Source organism: Azospirillum sp. NS33, assembly GCF_059703765.1.
Window position 1 is genome coordinate 163066 of sequence record NZ_BAAKJB010000004.1, and the last position, 22580, is coordinate 185645.

The 22580-nt window shown below is 71.5% G+C and carries 26 protein-coding genes; 23 read left to right on the top strand and 3 right to left on the bottom strand.

Annotated features, from left to right (window positions below; all coding sequences use genetic code 11):
* Position 1: 1 nt before the first annotated feature.
* The 22 genes from sctE (at position 2) to AC6H2I_RS06105 (ending at position 17549) form a co-directional block, all read left to right on the top strand.
* On the top strand, positions 2–997 hold the full coding sequence (sctE, locus tag AC6H2I_RS06000) for a type III secretion system translocon subunit SseC family protein (protein WP_497499673.1): 996 nt from the start codon (positions 2–4) through the stop codon (positions 995–997).
* A 46-nt stretch (positions 998–1043) separates the two neighbouring features.
* A complete protein-coding gene (sctB, locus tag AC6H2I_RS06005; RefSeq protein ID WP_497499674.1) occupies positions 1044–1862 on the top strand; it encodes a type III secretion system translocon subunit SctB in 819 nt (272 codons plus the stop codon).
* Positions 1863–1902: 40 nt separating this feature from the next.
* Positions 1903–2280: a tetratricopeptide repeat protein gene (locus tag AC6H2I_RS06010; RefSeq protein ID WP_497499675.1), complete on the top strand. Its 378-nt coding sequence runs from the start codon at positions 1903–1905 to the stop codon at positions 2278–2280.
* Between the two features lie 52 nt (positions 2281–2332).
* The gene (locus AC6H2I_RS06015; protein ID WP_497499676.1) at positions 2333–2851 is read left to right on the top strand and encodes an EscF/YscF/HrpA family type III secretion system needle major subunit; all 519 of its coding nucleotides are present in this window, start codon (positions 2333–2335) and stop codon (positions 2849–2851) included.
* Between the two features lie 8 nt (positions 2852–2859).
* On the top strand, positions 2860–3675 hold the full coding sequence (gene sctJ / locus AC6H2I_RS06020; protein WP_497499677.1) for a type III secretion system inner membrane ring lipoprotein SctJ: 816 nt from the start codon (positions 2860–2862) through the stop codon (positions 3673–3675).
* Positions 3665–4339 (top strand): SctK family type III secretion system sorting platform protein, encoded by a 675-nt coding sequence (locus AC6H2I_RS06025; RefSeq protein WP_497499678.1) that lies wholly within the window; start codon positions 3665–3667, stop codon positions 4337–4339. Before sctJ ends, AC6H2I_RS06025 begins: the two co-directional genes overlap by 11 nt.
* Positions 4318–4971, top strand: coding sequence for an HrpE/YscL family type III secretion apparatus protein (locus AC6H2I_RS06030; RefSeq protein ID WP_497499679.1), 654 nt, complete (start codon positions 4318–4320; stop codon positions 4969–4971). Before AC6H2I_RS06025 ends, AC6H2I_RS06030 begins: the two co-directional genes overlap by 22 nt.
* Before the next feature lie 3 nt (positions 4972–4974).
* Entirely contained in the window at positions 4975–6300 is a 1326-nt protein-coding gene (gene sctN / locus AC6H2I_RS06035) for a type III secretion system ATPase SctN (protein WP_497499680.1), read from the top strand.
* Positions 6297–6794, top strand: coding sequence for a type III secretion system stalk subunit SctO (gene sctO, locus AC6H2I_RS06040; RefSeq protein ID WP_497499681.1), 498 nt, complete (start codon positions 6297–6299; stop codon positions 6792–6794). Before sctN ends, sctO begins: the two co-directional genes overlap by 4 nt.
* A complete protein-coding gene (locus AC6H2I_RS06045; protein ID WP_497499682.1) occupies positions 6781–7887 on the top strand; it encodes a hypothetical protein in 1107 nt (368 codons plus the stop codon). Before sctO ends, AC6H2I_RS06045 begins: the two co-directional genes overlap by 14 nt.
* Positions 7884–8921 (top strand): type III secretion system cytoplasmic ring protein SctQ, encoded by a 1038-nt coding sequence (gene sctQ, locus AC6H2I_RS06050; protein WP_497499683.1) that lies wholly within the window; start codon positions 7884–7886, stop codon positions 8919–8921. The genes AC6H2I_RS06045 and sctQ overlap by 4 nt, the downstream gene beginning before the upstream one ends.
* Entirely contained in the window at positions 8914–9558 is a 645-nt protein-coding gene (gene sctR / locus AC6H2I_RS06055; RefSeq protein WP_497499684.1) for a type III secretion system export apparatus subunit SctR, read from the top strand. Before sctQ ends, sctR begins: the two co-directional genes overlap by 8 nt.
* 27 nt (positions 9559–9585) lie before the next feature.
* Positions 9586–9855, top strand: a complete 270-nt coding sequence (sctS, locus tag AC6H2I_RS06060; protein WP_497499685.1) for a type III secretion system export apparatus subunit SctS — start codon at positions 9586–9588, stop codon at positions 9853–9855.
* On the top strand, positions 9852–10646 hold the full coding sequence (gene sctT, locus AC6H2I_RS06065; protein ID WP_497499686.1) for a type III secretion system export apparatus subunit SctT: 795 nt from the start codon (positions 9852–9854) through the stop codon (positions 10644–10646). The genes sctS and sctT overlap by 4 nt, the downstream gene beginning before the upstream one ends.
* A 10-nt stretch (positions 10647–10656) precedes the next feature.
* Positions 10657–11700, top strand: coding sequence for a type III secretion system export apparatus subunit SctU (gene sctU, locus AC6H2I_RS06070; protein ID WP_497499687.1), 1044 nt, complete (start codon positions 10657–10659; stop codon positions 11698–11700).
* Between the two features lie 103 nt (positions 11701–11803).
* Positions 11804–12589 carry a hypothetical protein gene (locus tag AC6H2I_RS06075; protein WP_497499688.1) on the top strand — a complete coding sequence of 262 codons (786 nt, stop codon included), beginning with the start codon at positions 11804–11806 and terminating at the stop codon, positions 12587–12589.
* Positions 12586–13704, top strand: coding sequence for a type III secretion system gatekeeper subunit SctW (gene sctW / locus AC6H2I_RS06080; protein WP_497499689.1), 1119 nt, complete (start codon positions 12586–12588; stop codon positions 13702–13704). Before AC6H2I_RS06075 ends, sctW begins: the two co-directional genes overlap by 4 nt.
* Positions 13701–14072: a type III secretion chaperone SycN gene (sycN, locus tag AC6H2I_RS06085; protein ID WP_497499690.1), complete on the top strand. Its 372-nt coding sequence runs from the start codon at positions 13701–13703 to the stop codon at positions 14070–14072. Before sctW ends, sycN begins: the two co-directional genes overlap by 4 nt.
* A gap of 16 nt (positions 14073–14088) precedes the next feature.
* Positions 14089–14478, top strand: a complete 390-nt coding sequence (sctX, locus tag AC6H2I_RS06090; RefSeq protein WP_497499691.1) for a type III secretion apparatus assembly protein SctX — start codon at positions 14089–14091, stop codon at positions 14476–14478.
* On the top strand, positions 14475–14840 hold the full coding sequence (gene sctY / locus AC6H2I_RS06095; RefSeq protein ID WP_497499692.1) for a type III secretion apparatus assembly chaperone SctY: 366 nt from the start codon (positions 14475–14477) through the stop codon (positions 14838–14840). The genes sctX and sctY overlap by 4 nt, the downstream gene beginning before the upstream one ends.
* Complete coding sequence (gene sctV, locus AC6H2I_RS06100) at positions 14837–16954, top strand: type III secretion system export apparatus subunit SctV (protein WP_497499693.1); 2118 nt, start codon at positions 14837–14839, stop codon at positions 16952–16954. The genes sctY and sctV overlap by 4 nt, the downstream gene beginning before the upstream one ends.
* A 34-nt stretch (positions 16955–16988) precedes the next feature.
* Positions 16989–17549: a hypothetical protein gene (locus tag AC6H2I_RS06105; protein WP_497499694.1), complete on the top strand. Its 561-nt coding sequence runs from the start codon at positions 16989–16991 to the stop codon at positions 17547–17549.
* Here AC6H2I_RS06105 and AC6H2I_RS06110 read toward each other — a convergent pair.
* Entirely contained in the window at positions 17515–18084 is a 570-nt protein-coding gene (locus AC6H2I_RS06110) for a hypothetical protein (RefSeq protein WP_497499695.1), read from the bottom strand. The genes AC6H2I_RS06105 and AC6H2I_RS06110 overlap by 35 nt on opposite strands.
* Positions 18085–18147: 63 nt before the next feature.
* Positions 18148–18693 carry an RNA polymerase sigma factor gene (locus tag AC6H2I_RS06115; protein WP_497499696.1) on the bottom strand — a complete coding sequence of 182 codons (546 nt, stop codon included), beginning with the start codon at positions 18691–18693 and terminating at the stop codon, positions 18148–18150.
* Positions 18694–19011: 318 nt separating this feature from the next.
* Between AC6H2I_RS06115 and AC6H2I_RS06120 the strand changes: the two genes are divergently transcribed.
* Positions 19012–22008: a PAS domain S-box protein gene (locus AC6H2I_RS06120; protein WP_497499697.1), complete on the top strand. Its 2997-nt coding sequence runs from the start codon at positions 19012–19014 to the stop codon at positions 22006–22008.
* Between the two features lie 210 nt (positions 22009–22218).
* On the opposite strand, the gene AC6H2I_RS06125 is transcribed toward AC6H2I_RS06120, so the two are convergent.
* Complete coding sequence (locus AC6H2I_RS06125; protein ID WP_497499698.1) at positions 22219–22503, bottom strand: (2Fe-2S)-binding protein; 285 nt, start codon at positions 22501–22503, stop codon at positions 22219–22221.
* Between the last annotated feature and the right edge of the window lie 77 nt (positions 22504–22580).

Here is a 22580-nt window from a genome sequence, read left to right on the forward strand (position 1 = left end):
CATGGGCGTCGGAAACGTGGGCTCCGGCCCCTCCAGCATCGCCGACCTCGCCCGCCTGGCCCTGGAGACCGACGGCCAGCCGCTGCAACCCGGCCCGGCCGGCGCCGCGCCGCCGCCGCCCGCCGGCGTCGAGGAGCCGCCGGTTTCCGGGCGCCCGGTCCTGGACGCGCCGCGGATGGACGCCGGGGCGATCGGCCTGATGCTTCTGGAGCTTCGCAACAAGGTCGACGAATTGCAGCTTGGCACCGCCCGCGAAGGCGTCGAACTCAAGAAGAAGCAGCAGGAGACGAAGAACAAGGAAAACCTGGAGAAGCTCCAGGAAATCGTCGACAACATGAAGGAATCGAAGAAGAGCGGCACGCTCGGAAAGATCTTCGGTTGGATCGGCGCTGCGGTGTCGCTGATCGTCGGCGTCGCCGCGACGATCGCCACCGGCGGGGCGGCGGCGCCGCTGCTGGCGGTGGCGATCCTCAACGTGGCGGTGATGGTCGCCCAGGAAACCGGGGTGATGGACAAGATCACCGAGGCGATGGGCAAGGCGTTCGCCGGCATGCTCGTGGCCTTCGGGATGGACGAGAAGGAGGCCGAGAAGATCGGCGCCATCGTCGCCCAGGTGACCATCATGGTGGCCATCGTCGCCGCCAACATCGCCGCCGCGGTGGCCAGCGGCGGCGCCACGGCCGCCACGACGCTGGCCCAGGTCGCCAGCTTCATCAAGGGCATCGCCCAGGTCGCCCAGGGTGCGGCCATGGTCGCCCAGGGGGCCAGCCAGATCGCGACCTCGGTGCAGCGCTACGAGGCCGAGGGTGCGCGCGCCGACTCCGCGGAGCTGATGGCCTTCCTCAAGAAGCTGCAGGCGCAGCAGGAGGAGGAGATGGAGACCATCCAGCGCGTCGTCGAACAGATGCAGGCCAACGCGTCGGCGGTGATCGACATGATCAAGGGCGATGCCTCCACCGTGGAGAGCATCATGTCCAAGATGCGCCCCGCCGTCTGAGCGCCGTCGGACCGCTGTCGCCGCAACGCGCCAAGGAGACACAGACATGATGACCATCGACCAGAACGCCGGCATTTCCCGCATACGGGAGATGCTGCAGCAGGGCACCATCGACGACCCCGCGTCGCGCGAGGAGTTGGCACAGATCGGCGCCGCCATGGGCCTGCCGGGGCTGGCGCAGCTGTCCGCCTCGGCGCTCGGGCTGATCGTCCAGAACACCCCGGTCGACACCGAGGCGGACGGCGCCCCCCGGGTGCCGGCGGGCGGCTTCTCCTATGGCGACACGCGCACCGCGGTCGGCCAGGCCGGCGCGACCGCCGACATCGACATCTTCGCCATGATGGAGCTGTTCCACGCGATCGGCCAGCAGCAGCGCCTGTCGGCGCGCGAGGCCCGGCAGAGCGCGCTGGAGGCGCAGATCAGCTCCCTCAACGAGGCGGCCGACCAGATCCGCACCGCCGCCATGTTCAACCTCGTCGCCGGGGTGGTCAGCGGGGCCATGACCATCGGCGGCGGCCTCGCGACCGTGCGGGCCGGTTCGCTGTCCATGCAGAGCGGCGCGGCCGGCGGCCCCACGACGGCCGTGGGCAAGACCTTCGACGGCCAGTCCCTGAAGTGGCAGGGCTATGGCCAGGTGATGCAGGGCAGCGGCCAGGCGGGTTCCGCCGTGTTCCAGTACCTTGCCGGCCAGGCCGAGGCCCAGAAGGCCGAGTACGAGGCGGATGCCACCAAGGCCGGCGCCGTCCGGGACAACGAGAATGAGATCGCCGGTGCCATGCGCGACTTCATTCGTGATATTCAGGAGAAGCTGGCCGCCATGGAGCAGGCCAACCACCAGACGACCCTCAACATTCTGCGGGCATAGGCGTCGATCGGGGCGCGCCCGGCGGGAGATGGAAACGGCGATGCAGACCATTCTGGAAGAAGACCAGCTCAGGCAACTTGCGGAGATCGGCTTCATGGCGGCCGGCCGCGGCTTCGGGGCGCAGGCCCGCACGATCTTCGACGGGCTCGCTGCGACCAAGCCGGAAAGCGAGGTTCCGGCGATCGGCATCGCCGTGCTTCAGATGTGCCAGGGCGACCCCGAGGGCGCGGCCGTGACCCTGCGCGACCGGGCGCTCAAGCTGAACCCCGACAGCGACCACGCCAAGTGCTTTCTCGGCATGGCGTTGCGCATGGCCGGGCGCAACGGCGAGGCCGCGGGCGTTCTGGAGGATGTCGCCGCCAACGGCACCGACGACACCACCAGGGCGCTGGCCGAGGGGCTGCTCAAGCCGGCATGACCGGCGCCCCGCTGCCACCCTTTCACCTTCCCCGGTCCGGACAGGAAACGTCATGATCGATGCCGCACAGATCAGGGCCCTTGCCGAGCAGGCGATGGACCAGACGGTGGCCAAGGGGCCACCCGCCCCGGAGGCGTCCGACGTCGACGCGTTCCAGGCGGCGATGGCGAACGGTCAGGGGGCCGGCCCGTCGGGGACCGCGCCCACCGACCCGGCGGCGCCGGTGGAGGCCGCGGGGCCGGTCGAGGGACCGCGCCCCCTGGACGGCACCCAGCCGGTGGTGGAGCCGGTGCCGGGGGCGGAGACCACGACCACCCAACCGGCGGCCGGCGCGCCCACGCTGGGCGATCGCATCCTCGGCATGGTGGACCAGATGCGCACCACCTCCGGCGAGGAGGGGGCCCGGCTGCAGCAGGCGGTCGAGGGGTTGGGCAGCGATGGCCAGGTGTCGATGCAGGATCTGCTTCAGGTGCAGTACCAGATGACCACGTACATGCTGCAGCAGGACCTGGCCAGCAAGACCGTGTCCAAGAGCACCCAGAACGTCGAAACGCTGTTGAAGAGCCAGTGATGCTGCGAATGCGACGGGGTTTCGCGATGGCCGGCCCGGCCCGCTGGGCGGCGCTGGCGGTGGCCGTCGGCGTTCTCGCGGCGTGCGGGCGCGCCGATCTCTACGCCGCGATCCCGGAGCAGGAGGCGAACGAGATGGTCGCCGTCCTGCTCGACGCGGGCATCGACGCCGACAAGACCACCGGCAAGGAGGGCATGGTCGGCATCACGGTCGCCAAGGATGATCTCGCCAGGGCGGTCGAGGTGTTGCGCAACCGCGGCTATCCCCGCGGCTCCTTCACCAGCATGGGCGAGGTCTTCAAGAAGGGCGGTCTGATCTCCTCCCCGCTGGAGGAGCGGGTCCGGTACATCTACGCCCTCTCCCAGGAACTGGGCGACACCATCTCGCAGATCGACGGCGTCATCGCCTCCCGCGTCCACGTCGTGCTTCCCGAGAACATCGGCCGCACCGACAAGCTGATCCCGTCCTCGGCCGCCGCGTTCATCAAGTACCGCGACGACTACGACATCAACACGCTGGTGCCGCAGATCAAGAAGCTGGTCGCCAACAGCATCGTCGACCTGAACTACGAGAACGTCTCGGTGATCCTGGTGCCGTCGAAGGTGCTGCCCAACGTGGCACCGGCCACGCCCGAGGTCGCGGAGGTGCTGTCGATCGCGGTGGCACGGGACTCCGTGCCGCGGTTCTGGGCCCTGGTCGGCGGACTGGCCGCGCTGCTGGCCCTGGCCCTGGCCGGCAACGGCATCCAGTTCCTGCGCGCGCGCAAGCCGTCGGCGGCGCCGGCGCTGCCGGTCCAGGCGCAAGGCGGCGGCCATGGCGATTGACGGGGACGCCGGCGCGGCGGCGCTGGTGCGCTCCGGCGGGCCTTTGGCGGCGGCCATCTGCCGCTTCAACCTGGACCCCGCGGCCACGCTGCACCCCTCCTGGGTGCCGATCCTGCTGCCCGAGCCGGGGGTGGCGTCTCTTCTGCTGCGGCCGCGGGCCCGGCTGCACCTGTCCCGGCTGGTTCTGGAGCGCACCGGCATGGCCGGCGCCTGGTGCTTCGCCATGGACGGCGTGGCGGCGCGGCTGGCGCTGATCGAGGGGCCGGCCCTGGCGCGCCTCATCGCCCACGCCGGCATCGCGCTGCACGCCCGCGCCGTCGCCGGGGTGATCGACGGTCCCGCCGTGGCCCGGCTGCGGGCGTCGCTGGGCACCGACGGCCATGGCTTCGCCCTGCGCGGCGCCCCGCTCCTGGTGGGGCCGAGCCTGCGGCCTCTGATGTCGGACTCCACCGACCCGGCGGAGATGGCGCGCAGCGGCACCTCCGCCTTCGTGGCCGCCACGTCCGGGCTGGGGGCGGCCGTCCTGGGGCGCTTGCGGCTCAAGCTGCCCTACGAGCAAAGCCGTCGTCCCGCGCCGCCGCCGGAAACCGCCGCTCCGGCCGCCGGCCTGTTCCGCAACCTGGTTAGGGAGGTCGCTCCGGCATGGTGGTGGCTGTTCTCCTGAACAAGGACTTCCGTCTGGCGCCGGGGACCCGGGTCGTCAAGGCGGCCGACTACCAGGCGCTGCTCGACGCCGAGGCGCTGCTGGCGGCGGCCCGGGCGCGCGCCGCCGCCATCGAGGAGGAGGCGCGCGCCGCCTACGAGGCCGAGAAGGCGCGCGGCTACGCCGACGGGCGTGCCGCCGCCCAGGAGGCGGCGGTGGAGACCGCCATGCAGTCGTCGTTCGCGGCGGTGGAACTGCTGGAGCGGGTCGAGGGTGACATCGGCGAACTGGTGATGATCGCCCTGCAGAAGATCATCGGCACCATGGACGCCGACGAGTTGATCGGCCGCGTCGTCCGCCAGGCCCTGACCGCCCTGCGCAGCGAGCAGGAGGTCACGCTGCGCGTCAGCATCGACGACGCCGAGGCGGTGCGCGCCCAGGTCGATTCCCTGGTGGCGCGGTTCCCCGGCCTGACCATCCTGTCGGTGGTCGGGGAGCCGCGGCTTCCCCGCGGCGCCTGCCAGCTCATCACCCCCGTCGGGGTGATCGACGCCGGCGTGCCGACCCAGCTCGCCGCCATCCGCAACGCGGTGGAATCCGCCGTCGGGCGGTCGCGGCGACCGCCCGCCACGGCGGCGTCGGGGGAGGTCTGAGCGGTGGCCAACCTGGACTACATCGTCACCATGCTCCGCCAGTCCCTGGAGGAGGTCAGCACGGTCCAGGTGCGCGGGCGCGTGCTGCAGGTGGTGGGCACCATCATCAAGGCTGCCGTGCCCAGCGTGAAGCTGGGCGAGCTGTGCGTCCTGCGCAATCCCGGCGACGACGTCCGGGTCGACGCCGAGGTGGTCGGCTTCGACCGCGGCACCGCGTTGCTCACCCCGATCGGCGCGATGAACGGGATCTCCAACACCACCGAGGTCATTCCCACCGGCTCCGTGCAGCGGGTGCCGGTGGGGCCGGCCCTGCTTGGCCGGGTGCTCGACGGCATGGGCCGTCCGCTCGACGCCGACACCAAGGGCCCGCTGACGCCCAGCGCGTGGTATCCCGTCTACGCCGCCGCCCCCGATCCGCTGAAGCGCCGGGTCATCCACGAGCCCCTGCCGCTGGGCGTGCGGGCGCTGGACGGTGTCCTGACCTGCGGCGAGGGCCAGCGCATGGGCATCTTCGCCGCCGCCGGCGGCGGCAAGAGCACCTTGATGTCGATGCTGGTCAAGGGCGCGGCGGCCGACGTCTCGGTGCTGGCCCTGATCGGCGAGCGCGGCCGCGAGGTGCGCGAGTTCATCGAGCGCGATCTCGGGCCCGAGGGGGTGGCCAAGTCGGTGATCGTCGTCGCCACGTCCGACAAGTCGTCCATGGAGCGGGCCAAGGCCGCCTACGTGGCGACCGCCATCGCCGAGTATTTCCGCGACCAGGGTCAGAAGGTGCTGTTCCTGATGGATTCGGTGACCCGTTTCGCGCGCGCCCAGCGCGAGATCGGGCTGGCCGCGGGGGAACCGCCGACCCGCCGCGGCTACCCGCCGTCGGTGTTCGCGACGCTGCCGCGGCTGATGGAGCGCACCGGCATGGCCGAGCGCGGGTCGATCACCGCGCTCTACACCGTGCTGGTCGAGGGCGACGACATGACCGAGCCGGTCGCCGACGAGACCCGCTCGATCCTCGACGGGCATATCGTCCTGTCGCGCAAGCTGGGGGCGCGCAACCACTACCCCGCCATCGACGTCCTGGCCAGCGCCAGCCGCGTGATGAACGCCGTGGTGACGCCGGAGCACAAGCGCCTGGCCGGCCGCTTCCGCGAACTGCTGGCGCGCCACGCCGAGGTCGAGCTGCTGGTCAAGATCGGCGAGTACAAGAAGGGCGGCGACGCCGTCACCGACGAGGCGCTGAGCAAGATCGACGCCCTCAACGGCTTCCTGCGGCAGCGCACCGACGAACTGGTGGCGTTCGACGCCACCGTCGCGGAGATGGGGAAACTGGTGGGATGATCGCGGTCTTCGATGACATCGTCCGGGTGCGCGCGATCCGCGAGGACACCGCGGCGCACACCGTGCGGGGCCGCGAGCGGGCCTTGGAGGACGCCGCCCGGGCGGCGGCGGCGGCGGCCGACGCGCACCGCCGCTTTGCCGCCGAGCGCCCCGCGCGGGAAGCGGCGCTGTTCGAGGAGATCAAGCTTCAGCTCGTCGGCATGGAGCGGATCGAGACCATGAAGGGGGCCGTGGCCGCCCTGCGCGAGCGCGAGCGGGGTCTGGCGGCGGCGGCGGCGGCGGCGGAGAAGGTGCGGGTCGAGGCCGTGCGCGCCCTCGACGACGCCCGCGCCCGCCACCTCGCCGCACGGCGTGACCTGGAAAAGCTGCACGAACTGAGCGCCGTCTTCCGCGAGGATCTCATGCGCGAGGCGGAGCGTGCCGCCGACCTCGAACTGGAGGAGTTCCGGGCGGCCACGCCTGCGGACGGAGAGGACCGGTATGACGAAAATTGATCCGCCGCCCGCTGGCGTATCCCGCGACGAGGCACGCCCGGACGGGCCGCGGGACGGGGCGGACCGCGCCGACCCGCACGAGCTGGCCACCGCGGCGCGGGACTTCGCCGCGGCCCTCGGATCGCGCCGGGGCAGCGGCGGCGACGCCGCGGGACACGGCGCCGGGGCGCCGCAGGACGGAGCGGCCGGCGGCGAACCGGACGCGCAACCGGGTGCCGCCGGCGCCGACGGCGCCGCCCCCTCCGCCCTCAGCCTCTTCGCCGCCCTTGCCGGGGCCGGCAGGGGCGCGGTCGGGCCGGGCGCCGCGGCCGCCGGTCCGCCACCGGGAGCGGCCGCGGGCGCGCCGGGGCGTGAGGCGGGGGGTGGCGAACCCACGGCGACTCCGCTGTTCGCCACGCCGCAGCGGGGCGAGTCCCGGGACGGCTCTCCCGGTGGAGGGCACCCCGGCGGAACGGGCGGTCAGGGCGGTCACGCCGGCGCCGGCGCCGGGCCGGCGCCGGCCGCGGGACCGGCGGGACACCCGCCGCCGGCCGAGGCCCGTTCCGGCACCGCCGGTGCGCCGGGCGGCGACGCCGAGGGAACCGGCGGCGGCCGGCCCGAGCGCGGCCCGCAGGAACCGCCGCCGTTGGGCGACGCCATCCTGGCGGCGCTCGGCGGCGCCAGGATGGCGGCGGGGCCGGCGGTGGCGGCGGCCGACGCGACCGCCGCGCCGGCGGCCGACGTCGCCGCCACGGTGCGGGCGATCGCCGAGACCGTGCTGGTCGGCCGTCCGGATGCCGCCGGACGCACCGAGGTGGTCATCGGCCTGAAGCACGAGATCCTGCCGGCGACCGAGATCCGCATCACCAGCGAGCCCGGCGGCGGCCTGCGGGTGGAGGTCCTGACTGCCAGCCCCGTCGCCCACGACCTGCTCCGCGACCGGCTCGACGCGCTGCGCGACCGTCTCGCCGGGCGGGTCGACGGCCCGGTGTCGGTGGTGCTGTCCTTCAGCGACGGCAGCAACCTCACCGCCGTCGATCCGGACCGGGAGCAGCGCCAGCGGAGGGAACAGCCCGCGGCGGAAGACGAGGACGGGGAGGAGGGTGAGCCATGAGCGTCGGCAGCGCGCCCGCCGTCCTGACGCGTGAGACCGCGACGGCGCTCAACGCGATCCACGGCATCCTGCGCGGTCTGCCGGTGACGGTCGGCGGCGCGGCGTGGCGGCTGAGCGCCACGGTCGACCCGCCCACCTTCGTGCCGGCGGGCCGGGTGGTGCTCTTGCTCGACGGGGCGCGGGTGACACTGTGGACGGACTCCCTGCCGCTCCACGCAATGGTGGCGCGGCTCGGGCCGGATCTGGTGCTGGCGGCGCTGCCCGGGCCGTTGCGCGCGGCGGTGCTCGAGGTCGCATTGGAGGACGCGCTGGAGGCGCTCGCCGCGGCGCTGGGGCGGCAGCCGGCGGTGGCCGAGGTGTCCCTGGCCGAGGACGGGGTCGCGCTGGCGCTGGGCCGCCCGGCGACGGGTGAGCGGCGCCTCGGCCTGCGGTTCGATCCCGAGGATGGCGGGCAGGCCGTCGCGGTGGCCGTCGACCTCGGCGGTGCCACCCTGGCGGCGCTGGCGGCGCTGGTCGCCAAGCAGCGGCCGCCGGCGCCGGCGGCCCTGGACATGGTGCCGGTCGCCGCCGCGGTCGAGCTGGGCCGCACCCGGCTGGGCATCGCCGAGCTGCGGTCGCTGGAACCGGGGGACGTGGTGCTGCTGGACCGGGTGTGGCTGGACGGGGAGGGCGGGGTGCTGCTGACCGGCCTGCCGGGAGGGGCGCGGGCCGCGCGCTGGGCGGCCGGGCAGATCACCGTACAGGAGGTTGCGAGCATCGACATGGCGAACAACGTGGAGGGCGCGGCCGCGGCCGCGGGGTCCACCGGGATCGACGGGGTCCCCGTGGAACTGGTGGTCGAGGCGGGGCGGCTGACCCTGACGCTGGCCCAGGTGCAAGGGCTGGCGCCGGGGCAGGTGCTGGCCCTGCCGGGCCAGGAGCGGGGCCGGGTCACGGTGCGCGCCAACGGCGCGGCGGTGGGCAGTGGCGAACTGGTGGAGATCGACGGCACGGTCGGCGTCCGCCTCCTGGAGTTCGCCGGCCGTCATGGATAACCTGCCCGATCCGTTTACGCTGTCGCTGATCCTGGCGGCGCTGGCGCTGGTGCCGTTCGTGGCGATGATGGTCACCTCCTTCGTCAAGATCGCGGTGGTGCTGTCGCTGGTGCGCAACGCGCTGGGCGTCCAGCAGGTGCCGCCGAACATGGCGCTCTACGGGCTGGCGATCATTCTCACCGCCTACATCATGGCGCCCATCGGCCTCGACGTGCTGCAGGCGGTGGAGGATGCGCGGGCCCGGCCCGAGTCCCAGTTGAAGGACGTGCTGTCGGCCGGGGCGGAGCCGCTGCGCACGTTTCTCGTCCGCTACAGCGACCCGGTCCAGCGCGACTTCTTCGTGCAGACCACCCGGTCCCTGTGGCCGGAGGCCGCGGCCGAGAGTTTCGGCCACGACAGCCTGCTGATCCTCGTCCCGGCCTTCACCGTTTCGGAGCTGACCTCGGCGTTCGAGATCGGGTTCCTGCTCTACCTTCCGTTCATCGCCGTCGACCTGATCGTCTCGAACATTCTCCTGGCCATGGGCATGATGATGGTGTCACCGATGACCATCTCGCTGCCCCTGAAGCTGTTCCTGTTCGTCATGGCCGACGGGTGGAGCAACCTGATCCAGGGCCTGGTGCTGACCTACACGTGATGCCCCCACAGCCGGAGGACCCCGCCCATGACCGGACCTGACGTCGTCGGCCACACCGCGCAGGTGCTGATCCTGGTGCTGGTGCTCTCGCTGCCGCCGATCCTGGTGGCGGCCATCGTCGGCACGCTGGTCAGCCTGGTCCAGGCGCTGACCCAGATCCAGGAGCAGACGCTCTCCTTCGCCGTCAAGCTGGTGGCGGTGGCGCTGACCGTCTACCTGACGGCGGGCTGGCTGGGCGGCGAGCTGCTGGCCTACACCCTGCGCCTGTTCCGCGACTTCCCCCAGATGCTGCCATGACCGAGATCGCGGACATCGGCGGTCTCAAGGAGTACACCCTGGCGTTGGTGCTGGCGTCGGCCCGGCTGATGGCGGCGTTCGCGCTGATCCCCATGTTCAGCCGCCAGGTCTTGCCGGGCATGATCCGCAACGCCATCGTCTTCAGCCTGGCGCTGGCGGTCATGCCGGGGGTGCACGCCGGCATCGCCGGGCTGTCCCTGGACGGCGTCACCCTGCTGGTGCTGGTGCTCAAGGAAGTGTTCGTGGGGATGGTGCTGGGCTACATGGTGGCGCTGGCCTTCTGGGCGGTCGAGGCGATCGGCTTCTTCATCGACAACCAGCGCGGCGCCGCCATGGCCAGTTCGATGAATCCCATGTCGGGCAGCGACACCTCGCCGCTCGGCACGCTGATGCTGCAGGCGTTCATCGTCTATTTCCACGCCACGGGCGGCCTGCTGGCCCTGCTGTCCAGCCTGTACACGACCTACGGCATCTGGCCGGTCCTGAGCTACGCGCCGACCCTCGACATCGCCAGCGCCGCCGCCTTTCTCGCCATGCTCGACCGCCTGGTGTGGCTGACCATCGTGCTGTCGGCGCCGGCGGTGATCGCCATGTTCCTGGCCGAGTTCGGCCTCGGCCTGGTCAGCCGCTTCGCGCCGCAGCTCAACGTCTTCTTTCTCGCCATGCCGATCAAGAGCGCCATCGGCCTCCTGGTGATGATCCTCTACATCGGCATCCTCTTCGGCTATCTCGGCGCCGTCACCGACGAGATCGCCGACCTGCCGCGCCTGGCCGCGCCGCTGTTCGAGTAGGGAGGGGGCGATGAGCGGCGAGAAGACCGAGAACCCCACCGCCAAGAAGCTCCGCGACGCCCGCCAGAAGGGCCAGGTGGCGCGCAGCAAGGATCTGGGGTCGACGGCCGTGCTGGCCGCCATCCTGGCCGTCGTGTTCGGCCTCTGGAACGGCATGGTCGAGGAGACCATCACCATGATGATGCTGCCGGGCACGCTGCACGACGCCGAGTTCGGCAAGGCCCTGGAGGTGACGATGGACGCGGTGCTCGCCGTCTCCGTCAACCTGCTGGTCCCGGTCGTGCTGGCGACCGTGATCGCCGGCATCGTCGGCAACATGGCGCAGATCGGCGTCCTGTTCTCGCTGGAGGCCCTGAAGCCCCAGGGGCAGCGCCTCAACCCCCTGTCGAACGCCAAGAACATGTTCGGCAAGAAGGGGATGGTCGAGTTCGTCAAGTCCATCGCCAAGACGCTGTTGCTGGCGGTGATCGTCTACATCGTGGTGGAGGGCGCCCTCGACACCCTGATCAAGGCGCCCTCCTGCGGCCTGCCCTGCGTCGAGGCGGTCGGCGGCGCCCTGCTGCAGGAGATGCTGCTGTATTGCGGCGCCGTGTTCGTGGTCGCCGCCGTGGTCGACTACGTCCTGCAGAAGCGCATGCACATCAAGGACCTGATGATGTCCAAGGAGGACATCAAGCAGGAGTTCAAGGAGGCCGAGGGCGACCCCCACATCAAGTCCAAGCGCAAGCACCTGCACCAGGAGATGGCCATGAACAGCACCACCCAGGCGGTGCGCAAGGCCACGGTGCTGGTCACCAACCCCACGCACATCGCCATCGCCCTGTTCTACGACCAGGACACCACGCCTCTGCCGGTGGTGGTGGCCAAGGGGCAGGACCTGCTGGCCCGCCGCATGATCGAGGTGGCCGAGGAGGAGGGCATCCCGGTGATGCAGAACGTGCCGCTGGCCCGCGCGCTGGACGAGCAGGCCGACGCCGACGCCTACATCCCGGCGGACCTGATCGCCCCGGTGGCGGAGGTGCTGCGCTGGGTGAAGTCGCTGGAGCGTGGCTGAGCGACCACCGGAGGCCGCGGCGCGCGCGGCGATCGGATGGGATCTTTTCGGCCCTGCGGTTACTAAGGGTCAAGCAGGCGCCAACCAGGAGCGGGAGTGAGCGATGGCGATGGAAGGGGTGAGCGGGGCCGGGGCCGCGGCGGGTGCGTACGGCCGGACCATCGACGTGAACGACATCGGCACCACGGTGCTGATGCTGAACCTGGAGCGCGGCGAGCTGCTGCAGTCGTCGCTGGCCGACCAGGTCCAGCAGATGAAGGACCAGCAGGCGCAGATCCGCCAGGCCATCGAGATGCAGGGCCGCATCCGCGAGATGCAGGGGCAGGTCAAGGACCTCCAGCAGCTCCGCGCCGAACTGGACACCCTGCCGATGGAATCGATCAGAACCGGCGACCGCATGATCCTGGGGCGCCGCCCCGACCTCATGCAGAAGCTGGTGGACAACGGCATTTCGGTGAACACCGCCGCCGGCGGCCCCTTCGACAACTTCGCCAAAACCAGCGCCGCCAACAACACCCCGCCTTACAACCAACAGTGGGCCAAGGACCTCGCCTCGCGCCTCACCAACGGCTGGGAGGAGCTGTCGCGTGGCGAGATGGACCAGGTCCTTTCCCAGCTCGACAGCAAGATTGCCCAGGTCACGGACCCCGAGGTGGCCGCCTTCATGCAGTCCAAGGGCATCAACTTCACCACCGGAAGCCCCGAGGCCTGGCAGGCGAACCTCGACAACCTCAAGGGCTACATCGAGAGCGCCAACAGCACCTCGCAGCTCGAGATGATCCGGTTGCAGAGTATCACAAACAAGTACAACCAGACCTTCGAGATGACCACGAACATCATGCAGAAGTTCTCGGGTTCCCTGGACAAGGTGATCGGCAACATCCGATGATCGAGCGCATCGACGGCGGCGTCGCGGCCGGCGGATTCCATGCAGCGACGGCGAACGGGTCGGAGACCCCGGCGCGCGGCACCCTGCGCGGCGAGGCGGTGACGGTGACGCGCAACGCCGCCTCGCTGGTCGCCGACGCCGCCGAGGAGATGACCTTCGCGGCCTCGGAGAAGACGGAGTCGAAGAAGATCAGCGAGCGCAAGGTGGGCCGCGACGGGATGGACGACGGGCTCGACGCGCTGCGCGCCGCGGAGCTGCTGGCGACCCTGCCCGACGAGCCCACCGGCGAGCAGCTCAAGGAGCTGCTGCAGCGGGTGCTGGAGCTCAAGTCCTTCTCCGGTTTCGGCCTGCGCGAACTGGTGGAGCGCCAGCACCGCGACCCGTCCCACCAGTTCGCGGCGCTGTCGTTCCTCGAGGAGCAGATCGCCGGGGACCTCGACGCCCCGCCGCCGCTGCGCGACGCGGTGGCGGCGGCCCGCGCCACGCTTCTGGCGGAGAAGGGGCCGGCCATCCGCGCCGGGCTGAACGTCAGCGGGCGGGCGGCGGCGGAGTCCGACGGCACGGCGGACGGCATCCAGGCGCTGCGCGGCCTCTACCGCGAGACGGTGCTCGGTTTCGAGGGCCTGGGGCCAACCTACGCGGCCATCGCCGAACGCCATCCCGGCGAGGATTTCGCGCGCGTCACCGATTTCCTGATCAAGGCGGCGGGCGACGATCTGGCGTCGCGCGGCCCGTCGCTGGAGACCGGGGCGCTCAAGGCGATCATCGACGACCTCTACCAGCTCGAGGTGCTGGTGACCGTGCACCGCGACGCCGCGGAGATGATCGGCCGGCTCGACCGGCAGTTCGGCGTGCTGCGCGGCCAGTCCGCGGAATCGCTGATGAAGACGGTGGTCGACCTGACGGCCGAACGCTGGATCACCGCCGACCGGATCGACCGGGTCGTCGCCGGCTTCGGCGCCGACCAGCCGGAGACCCGGATCAACACGCTGCGGGAATTCAAGGAACTGGTGCGCGGCGTGCCGCTGAAGGTCTATGCCGACGCGGAGATCCGCGGCAAACTGCTGGACGCCGTCCAGGAGTCCATGGACCGGGCGATCGGAGACGAAGAATGAGCTGGACGGACGCGGCGGTGGCGGAGTTCCTGCGCGGGCTGGGTCTGGACCAGCCGGTCGACGCCGACACGCCGGTTCTGAGCGTGGCCTTCGAACAGCGCGGCACGCTCTACATCGAGGCCGAGGAGGACGGGCTGCGCCTGTCCGCGGCGCGGCCGCTGCCGCCCTACGCCCGCGGGGCCGCCGTCGGCCGGGCGCTGTCCCTGTGCCATCCGATCCACGGCTGGCCGCGGCCGGTGACGGCGGGTCTGAGCGGGGAGTCGGTGCTGGTGTTCCTGGCCCACCTGCCGGAGCGCGAGGTCACGACGCCGGCGCTGGAATCGACGATCGACCTGCTGTTCCAGCTTCACGACCGGGTTGCAGCCTGAAGGAGGGCGGGGGACGATGGTGGATGTCTCGGCACGCTTCATGGCGCTCGACACCGGGATCGAGCGCATCTTCTACGACGGGGGACCGGGCGACGCCCGGCTGCCCGAGGGCGGTTCCCTGGCGCCGAGCGAAGGCGCGGTGGAGGTGCAGCTCGACGCCGTGGTGGAACGCCCCACCAAGGACGACGAGCTGCTGGCCTTCGTCCGGCCGCCGGTCGGCGACCGGACCATGACCGCGCCCGCGCGGTTCTCGGCCATGCTCGACGGGGTGCTCGACCGCCTCGGCGTGATCCGCGACGAGCGCCCCGACGATCCCGCCATCGCCGGGGCCCTCGCGGTGCTGCGCGAGGAGGCGATGCTGCGCGACATCGTCAACGACTACCGCAAAGTGCTGCTGCGCGGATGACCCTCGCCACCCTCGCCCAGGACGAGCGCGACTTCCTTGTGTTCAAGGCATGGCTCTACCTGCGCCACGACAGCATCGAGCGCGCCCTCGTCCTGTTCGAGGCGCTGGGCCGGCTGTTCGCGGACGACCCCGCCATCTTGAAGACGCTGGCCTGGGTCCGGCTGCGCGCCGGCGATGCCGGCGGCGCCCTGGCCGCCGCCGACGCCTACCTCACGGCGGTCGGCCCGCCGGCGCGCCGGGACGCCGAACACGCACCCATCCACCTCATCCGCGGTCGCGCGCTGCTGCGCCTCGACCGGGGCGACGAGGCGGCCCACGCCGCCGCCGCCTACCTCTCCCTCCGCTCCGCCGCGCTGCCATGACCGCCAATCCCGTTTCGCGCGTGCTCCGCAGCCTCAAGGGCCGCAGCGACGTCCTGCTGGCCGTGCTGATCATCGGCATCGTCTTCATGATGATCCTTCCCCTGCCGACCCTGCTGGTCGACGGGCTGATCGCCTTCAACATGGGGGCGGCGGTGGTGCTGTTGATGGTGGCGGTGTACCTGTCGTCGCCGCTGAAGTTCGCGGCCTTCCCGGCGGTGCTGCTGATCACCACGCTGTTCCGGCTGGCGCTGTCGATCTCGACGACGCGGCTGATCCTGCTGCAGGCCGACGCCGGCGAGATCATCTACACCTTCGGCAACTTCGTGGTCGGCGGCAACCTGGTGGTCGGCCTGGTCATCTTCCTGATCCTGACCATCGTCCAGTTCGTGGTGATCACCAAGGGCGCGGAGCGCGTCGCCGAGGTGAGCGCGCGGTTCTCGCTGGACGCGATGCCGGGCAAGCAGATGTCCATCGACGGCGACATGCGCGCCGGCGTCATCGACATGAACGAGGCACGCCGCCGCCGCTCCATCGTCGAGAAGGAAAGCCAGCTCTACGGCTCGATGGACGGCGCCATGAAGTTCGTCAAGGGCGACGCCATCGCCGGCATCATCATCGTCATCGTCAACATCCTCGGCGGGATCACCATCGGCACCATGCAGCGGGGCATGGACGCCGCGACGGCGCTGGAGACCTACGCCATCCTGACCGTCGGCGACGGCCTGATCTCGCAGATCCCGGCGCTGCTCATCTCGATCACCGCCGGCGTGATCGTCACCCGCGTGTCCGACGTCGACGAGGAGGACAGCAACCTCGGCAAGGACATCAGCGCCCAGCTGACCAACGAGCCGCGCGCCCTGCTGATCGGCGCGGCGATGCTGTTCCTCTTCGGTCTCATCCCCGGCTTCCCCACCCTCATTTTCGTCCTGCTGAGCGCGCTGCTGGGCGGCTCCGCCTACCTGCAGATCCGCGCCCTCCGGCCGGAGCCGGCGGCGCTGGCGGGCAAGGGCGGTACCCTGCCGTCCATGAATCCGGCGGCCCGCCCGGCGTCGGCCGCCCGCTCCGCCGCCGGCAAGGGGAAACCGGAGGAGGAGTTCGCGCTGACCGTGCCGCTGCTCCTCGACCTCGCCGCCGACCTGGAGACGGCGATCCGGCCGGAGGTGCTGAACGACGAGATGATCCTGATCCGCCGCGCCCTCTACTTCGACCTCGGGGTGCCGTTCCCGGGAATCAACCTGCGCTTCAACGACCGGCTGCGCAACGGCGCCTACAGCATCCTGCTGCAGGAGATCCCCATGTCCCAGGGCGTGCTCCGGCCGGGCTGGGTGCTCGCCCGCGACACCGCGGAGAACCTCGCCCTGTTCAAGGTCCTCGCCGAGCCGGGGCCGCGCTTCCTGCCCGGGGTGGAGACGCTGTGGGTGCGGGAGAGCGACACGGCGCTGCTCGACAGGGCGGGGATCGCCCACATGGATGCCTCGCGCATCCTGACCTACCACCTCTCCTTCGTCCTCAAGAAATACGCCGACCAGTTCATCGGCATCCAGGAAACCAAGTTCCTGCTCGCCAACATGGAAGGAAATTTCCCCGACCTCGTGAAGGAGGTGCAGCGGGTCGTGCCGTTGCAGAAGATCACCGAGATCTTCCAGCGGATGGTCTCCGAGGGGATTTCCATCCGCAATCTTCGCGCGATCCTCGAATCGCTGCTGGATTGGGGGCAGAAGGAAAAGGATACGGTGCTGCTCGGAGAATACATCCGCTCCAGCCTGCGCCGGCAGATCAGCTACAAGTATTCCAGCGGCCAGAACGTCCTTCCCGCCTACCTCGTGACGCCGCAGGTGGAGGAGGCGGTGCGGGGCGCCATCCGCCAGACCTCGTCGGGGTCCTACCTCGCGCTCGACCCGACGGTGGCGCGCAAGTTCGTCGCCAACGTCAAGAAGACCGTCGGAGACGTGACCAAGGCCAGCCAGCGCCCGGTCCTGGTCACCTCCATGGACGTGCGCCGCTTCATTCGCAAGCTGATCGAGATGGAGCTGTACGAACTGCCCGTCGTCTCCTACCAGGAACTGACCCAGGAGATCACCATCCAACCCCTCGGCCAGATCCCGCTGGATTGATGCGGGGTGTGGCCGACCCGCCCCCGGTGCCGCCATGCCCGAGACCCCGCCCGACCCCGCGCCGCCGACACCCAGCGCCGGCGGCGCGGCCGGCGCCGACGCCGTCGCCCGCCGCCTGGCCGCTGCCTTCGCCGCGGCGGGCAGCCCGCCCCAGCCGGTCACCCTGTTCGGTGGCCGCTTCGCCGCGTCGCGCGGGGTGCGGGTGGCGGCGGGTGGGGCCGAGATCATCTACCGGGTCGAGCCCGGCGGTCTCGTGTGGATCCTGCTGTACCGCCGCGTCGACGCCCGGCGCGGCCTCACCAACCCGTTCGCCGGCCTGATCTGGTTCACCGAACGGCTGATCGACAGCGCCAGCGGGGCGACCGCCGTGGCCGGGGGGGTGGACACCGCGCTCGGCGGGCGCAGCGACGGGCTGGACGACCACCGGCTGATGCTGAGCTACACCGAGGTTCTCGGCGCACGGTGCCTGGAACGGCCGATCTGCCCCGGCCTCAGCGAGACCGTGGTCCACCTCGACCTGGCCGACTACCGCCCGATGCGCCATCTCCACCGGGCGGCGGTCAAGGGCCGGACCAGACGATCCGGTCGACGTTGAAGAACAGCAGCGCCGCACCGCCGGAGGCCAGCACGGCCCCCGCGGCGCGCTCGGGCAGCCGGAGCGCCGCCGCGTCCAGGGCGGGACGGCCGTCGTCGGCCAGCCACAGCCGCCAGCGGCCTTCGGCCGGCGCGCCCAGCGCCCCGACGTCGATGGTCTCCTGGCCGGAGCCGACGACGCACGCCACATCGCCTTCGGCGGAAAACGCGACGGTGCCGTCGCTGCCGACCGGGGCGCGGGGCACGTTCATCAGGACGGCCAGCGGGTCGGTGGGGCGGAGATGGTCCTGGAACCGGGCGCTCATCTGCGACAGCACGTCGTTCAGCAGCCGCGCCGTGAGATCGGGGGGCGCCGGAGCCCGGTCATGGGCTGCGCGCAGGTCGGCGATGGCCAGTTCCAGCGTGAGCGCCGTATCGATCACCTCCGGGGCTTCCCTGCTGCGCCGGAGATAGTCGAACAGGCCGACCATCTCGTCCTTCGTCAGGGCCCCATCGAGCGCGGCGGCAACCAGGCTGATCGCACTGTCTCGGTTCATCCACGTACTCGCGTCTGCGGTTGCCCCCACTGCGACTGCGGTCCCCTCCGCTGGAGCGGTTCGTCAGGCGGTGGCTACAGACTTAGTAACGGAAGGCGTGCCAACAGTTCCCCCGATTTTTCGCCGCACCTGCTCGCGGGCCCGCGACAGCCGGCTGCGGACGGTGCCGACGGGGATGCCAAGAAGCGACGCGGCCTCGTCGTAGGCCATGCCCTCGAGGGTGACCAGAACCAGAACCTCGCGCAGGTCGGGTGTGAGTTCGCGGATGGCCGCCTGCAGCGCCATCATCTGGCGCCGGCGTTCCATCTCCTGGCCGGGATCGTCGCCGCTCGGCGTCGCCAGCAGGATCTCCTCGCCCACATGGTGGTAGCGGCGCTGCGGCGAGCGCTTGAAGTGGTTGCGCACGAGGTTCAGCGCGATCCCGTACATCCAGGTCGTCGGCGAGGATTCGCAGCGGAAATTCTGGTAGCACCGCACGACCTCGAGGAAGGTCTGTTGAGTCAGGTCCTCGGCCTCGGTGCGATCGCCGACGTGCTTGAGTATAAATCGAAACAGTTTTTCCTGATGTGCGAGCAGCAACGCACGCAGATCCGGTTTGGGTATCTCCATTGCGTTCCTCGCCTCCCGGATTGGGCCAGCCATCGCCACAGCGAAAGAGGATATTCCCGATACTCCCGGCCGGCAAAGAGACAAGTCGGCCACCGGTGTCATTTTCTTCGCACGCGTGGCAACCCCACCGGCGTCGCCGGTTGTTCCCCGGGCCGACGGCGCGGGGCGGCGGTCCGGCGGACCGTCCGGCCGCACCGGGGCGCCCCGTCGCCTTCCAGAACCTTTGCGCGGTCTCATCCGTTATGCCTGACCGCACGTCGCCGACGGCCTCCCGGCCACGCCGCCGTTGACCTGCCCTCTCCGTGTTGGACCGCCGCGATGAGCCTCCTGACCCGTCTGATGCTGCTGGTGTCGCTGGCCCTCGTGCCGGCGGCGGTGGTCGAGGTCGACAACGAACTGCGGCTCCAGCATCTGCGTGAAACCGAGATCCACGGCGAAGCCGCCCGCCTGGTCGGGCTGGTGGAGGCCGAGCACGTCCGCCTGGTCGACGGGGTCCGCCAGGTCGTGACCGCGCTGGCGGCGACGGATGCGGTGCGCAGCGGCGACAACGGCCGGTGCCAGGCCCTGCTCGACCGGCTCGCGACGGCGATGCCCGGGCACCTGCACTACCGGGTGGCCGGCCTCGGCGGGCGGGTGCGCTGCGCCACCGACCGCGGCTCCCTGGGCACCGACATGTCCGGCCGGGCGGATGTGCGGCGCGCCCTCGCCGACGGCGGGTTCCAGACCGGCGAACATCTGTGGCAGGCCGCCTCCGGCGCGCCGGGGCTTCCCTTCGCCGTTCCCTACGACGCCCCGGGCACCGGCCCGGGCGCCGCCGCCGGCGTGGTCACCGCCGTCGTCGAGCTGGACTGGCTGGCCCGCCAGCTCGCGGCCAAGCCGCTGCCGGCGGGGACCTCGATCACCGTCGCCGACCCGGCCGGCGTGGTCCTGGCGCGCGTCCCGGACATCCCGGGATTCGTCGGCGACAGCGTGCCGGACCGCTTCCGGCCCTACCTCGGACGGCCGGCGCCGGGCACGATCGAGCTCGTCGGGTCCGACGGGGTGGCCCGGGTGCTCGGGTACAGCGCGCGGAACAGCGGGCTGGGCGGCTTGTTCGTCGCGGTGGGCCTGGACAAGGAGGCGGCGGTCCAGCCCCTGCGCCACGCCATGATCCGGGCCCTGGTGGCGATCGGGCTGGTGGCCGTGCTGACGCTGGTGGCCGTGTGGTGGGGCGGCCAGCGCTTCCTGCGCCGTCCCGTGGCCGCGCTGATCACCGCCAGCGAACGCTGGCGCGCCGGTGAACTCGGGGCCCGCAGCGGGTTTGCCGAGACCCGCTCCGACATCGGCCGACTGGCCCGTGCCTTCGACGCCATGGCCGCGGACCTGCAGCGCCAGGCGACGCTGCGCGCCGCCGCCGACCGCGCCCGCGCCGCCACCCTGGCGGAACTGAACGCCCTGCTGGAGCACGCTCCGGTCGGCTTCGCCTTCTTCGACCGGGAGCGCCGCTGCATCCGCGCCAACGCCACGCTCGCCGTTCTCAGCGGCCGGGCGGCCGCCGACGGCACCGGCCGGGCGGCCGCCGACCTCATCGGCCGCACGGCCGCCGAGGTGCTGTCCGACGGGGCGGAGACGGTGGCGCCGGTTGTCGAGCGCATCTTCGGCTCCGCCGCCGCGGTGCAGACCCTGGAGCTCGTGCTGGACGGCGGCGGCGGCCCCGCTGGCCGCCGGCACCTGCTGACCAGCTTCTATCCCGTCGTGTCGGACGGCGCGGTCGCGGCGGTCGGCGCGGTGGTGGTCGACATCACCGGGCTGCGCGCGGCCGAGGCGGCGCAGCGGCGCAGCGACGAGCGGTTCCGCGCCGTCTTCGAGCAGGCCGCCGTCGGCATCGAGCGCGTCGGCCCGGACGGGCGCATCCTGGAGGCCAACGGCCGCCTGTGCGGCATGCTCGGCCTGGCGCGCGGCGATCTGGCGGGGACCGATTTCCGCGCCCTCACCCATCCCGACGACCGCGCCGCCGAGGACGCCCTGCTGGTACGGCTGCTGGACGGCCGGCTGCCGAGCTACGCCGTCGAAAAGCGGTATCGGCACCGCGACGGCCACCATTTCTGGGTGCGGGTGACGTCCTCCCTCGTGCGGGTGTCCGGCCGCGAGGAGGGCTACCGCATCTCCATCGTCGAGGACATCTCGGCACGCCGGGAGATGGAGGACGCCGTTGCCGCGGCCAAGGACGATGCGGAGCGCGCCAACCTCGCCAAGACCAAGTTCCTCGCCGCCGCCAGCCACGACCTGCGCCAGCCGCTCCAGTCGCTGTTCTTTTTCGTCGCCACGCTGGCGCCCCATGTCGACGCCGAGGGGCGGGACCTGCTGCACCATGTGGAGCACGGTCTGGACGCCTTGAAGGCGCTGCTGGACAGCCTGCTCGACGTGTCGCGTCTGGACGCCGGTGTGGTCGAACCGGCGATCGAGGAGTTTCCCGTCGCCGAGGTGCTCGGGCACATCGCGGCCTCCTACGCGCCGGTCGCCGAGGGCAAGGGGCTGGGCTGGCGCGTCGACGAGTGCCGCGCCACCGTGCGCAGCGACCGCACGCTGCTGACCCGCATGCTGCGCAACCTCGTGGAGAACGCGCTGCGCTACACCCCCGCCGGATCCGTCCGCGTGCGGTGCACGGAGCGCCACGGGGGCCTGGACATCGTGGTGAGCGACACCGGCATCGGCATTCCCCGCGACCATCTGGATCGGATCTTCGACGAGTTCCACCAGGTCGGCAATCCCGAGCGCGACCGCACCCAGGGGCTCGGCCTGGGCCTCGCCATCGTGCGGCGCCTGGCGCGGTTGCTGGACCACCGCGTCGACGTCCGATCGGAGGCCGGGCGCGGGTCGGAGTTCCGCGTCATGGTGCCCCTGGGCGAGACGCGGACGCCCGACCCGGCGGTCGCGGCCGTGCCGCCGCCGCCGGGGTGCGGGCGCCTGGCCCTGGTGGTCGACGACGACGCCATCGTGCTGCTGGGCCTGCGGGCGATCCTGGAGGATTGGGGGTACGAGGTGGTGATCGCCGGCTCCCTGGACCTGGCGATGGAGCAGCTGCGGCGCAGCGACCGCCGCCCCGACGTCGTGGTGTCGGACTACCGGCTGCGGGCCGGGCGGGTCGGCACCGAGGTCATCGTCCGCGTGCGCGAATGGGCAGGGAGCGTGATCCCCGGTGTCATCCTCACCGGCGAGACCGGGCCGGAATGCCAGGAGGACGCGGCGCGGCACGGCCTGCGGGTGATCCACAAGCCGGTGACGCCACGCCAGCTGATCGCCGCTCTGGAAGAGCAGACGCAGGCGTCCGGCTGACCGGCCGGGGCGCCGCTGCCGTGCGGGCGCAGCAGCACGCATTCCCGAGCCGCGGCGTGCCGCCCATCGCAGAATCGCGCGGCGTCCTCCTCGCCGTCGAACCCGACGCGCAGGTGGAACAACGCCGGCCGGCGGACCCTTCGGGGCGGGGGCCGGTGAGCGGGAGCCGGCGGCGGCGCTGCCGCGGGGAGGAGGCGTCGGTGGGGGCGCCTATTCGGCGGCGACGCCGTAGACGATGGGCGCTTCCGCGTTGGCGGGGTGGGGCTGGTCGTGGGGGGACGAATCGTGCGCGTGGTTGCATCCGCCGCCGCATCCGCCGCCGCAGGTGCGGGCCTGGCGGTGCTCCTCGACCATGCCACGGACATAGGGCACGCATTTGCCGCACTGGATCCGGTGCCCCAGCGACTTGTAGACGCCCGCCGTGGTGCCGGCGCCTTCGTTGAGGGCCTTGGTCACCTGCTTGTCGGTAAAGGCGTGACAGATGCACACATACATTTTGCGTACCCTCAACGTCTCTGCCTCCACAGCTACGAGATCTGAGAATGATTGTCAATTGCCAGCATGCGGTCGGA

Coding starts and splice junctions, on each gene's coding strand:
- sctO (WP_497499681.1), top strand. CDS start 6,297: ATGATCGCGGTCTTCGATGACATCGTCCGGGTGCGCGCGATCCGCGAG.
- AC6H2I_RS06045 (WP_497499682.1), top strand. CDS start 6,781: ATGACGAAAATTGATCCGCCGCCCGCTGGCGTATCCCGCGACGAGGCA.
- AC6H2I_RS06105 (WP_497499694.1), top strand. CDS start 16,989: ATGCCCGAGACCCCGCCCGACCCCGCGCCGCCGACACCCAGCGCCGGC.
- sctY (WP_497499692.1), top strand. CDS start 14,475: ATGACCCTCGCCACCCTCGCCCAGGACGAGCGCGACTTCCTTGTGTTC.
- sctJ (WP_497499677.1), top strand. CDS start 2,860: ATGCGACGGGGTTTCGCGATGGCCGGCCCGGCCCGCTGGGCGGCGCTG.
- AC6H2I_RS06075 (WP_497499688.1), top strand. CDS start 11,804: ATGGCGATGGAAGGGGTGAGCGGGGCCGGGGCCGCGGCGGGTGCGTAC.
- sctR (WP_497499684.1), top strand. CDS start 8,914: ATGGATAACCTGCCCGATCCGTTTACGCTGTCGCTGATCCTGGCGGCG.
- sctE (WP_497499673.1), top strand. CDS start 2: ATGGGCGTCGGAAACGTGGGCTCCGGCCCCTCCAGCATCGCCGACCTC.
- sctT (WP_497499686.1), top strand. CDS start 9,852: ATGACCGAGATCGCGGACATCGGCGGTCTCAAGGAGTACACCCTGGCG.
- sctU (WP_497499687.1), top strand. CDS start 10,657: ATGAGCGGCGAGAAGACCGAGAACCCCACCGCCAAGAAGCTCCGCGAC.
- AC6H2I_RS06015 (WP_497499676.1), top strand. CDS start 2,333: ATGATCGATGCCGCACAGATCAGGGCCCTTGCCGAGCAGGCGATGGAC.
- sctV (WP_497499693.1), top strand. CDS start 14,837: ATGACCGCCAATCCCGTTTCGCGCGTGCTCCGCAGCCTCAAGGGCCGC.
- sctW (WP_497499689.1), top strand. CDS start 12,586: ATGATCGAGCGCATCGACGGCGGCGTCGCGGCCGGCGGATTCCATGCA.
- AC6H2I_RS06125 (WP_497499698.1), bottom strand. CDS start 22,503: ATGTATGTGTGCATCTGTCACGCCTTTACCGACAAGCAGGTGACCAAG.
- sctX (WP_497499691.1), top strand. CDS start 14,089: ATGGTGGATGTCTCGGCACGCTTCATGGCGCTCGACACCGGGATCGAG.
- AC6H2I_RS06010 (WP_497499675.1), top strand. CDS start 1,903: ATGCAGACCATTCTGGAAGAAGACCAGCTCAGGCAACTTGCGGAGATC.
- AC6H2I_RS06030 (WP_497499679.1), top strand. CDS start 4,318: ATGGTGGTGGCTGTTCTCCTGAACAAGGACTTCCGTCTGGCGCCGGGG.
- sctQ (WP_497499683.1), top strand. CDS start 7,884: ATGAGCGTCGGCAGCGCGCCCGCCGTCCTGACGCGTGAGACCGCGACG.
- AC6H2I_RS06115 (WP_497499696.1), bottom strand. CDS start 18,693: ATGGAGATACCCAAACCGGATCTGCGTGCGTTGCTGCTCGCACATCAG.
- sctS (WP_497499685.1), top strand. CDS start 9,586: ATGACCGGACCTGACGTCGTCGGCCACACCGCGCAGGTGCTGATCCTG.
- AC6H2I_RS06120 (WP_497499697.1), top strand. CDS start 19,012: ATGAGCCTCCTGACCCGTCTGATGCTGCTGGTGTCGCTGGCCCTCGTG.
- AC6H2I_RS06025 (WP_497499678.1), top strand. CDS start 3,665: ATGGCGATTGACGGGGACGCCGGCGCGGCGGCGCTGGTGCGCTCCGGC.
- sycN (WP_497499690.1), top strand. CDS start 13,701: ATGAGCTGGACGGACGCGGCGGTGGCGGAGTTCCTGCGCGGGCTGGGT.
- sctB (WP_497499674.1), top strand. CDS start 1,044: ATGATGACCATCGACCAGAACGCCGGCATTTCCCGCATACGGGAGATG.
- AC6H2I_RS06110 (WP_497499695.1), bottom strand. CDS start 18,084: ATGAACCGAGACAGTGCGATCAGCCTGGTTGCCGCCGCGCTCGATGGG.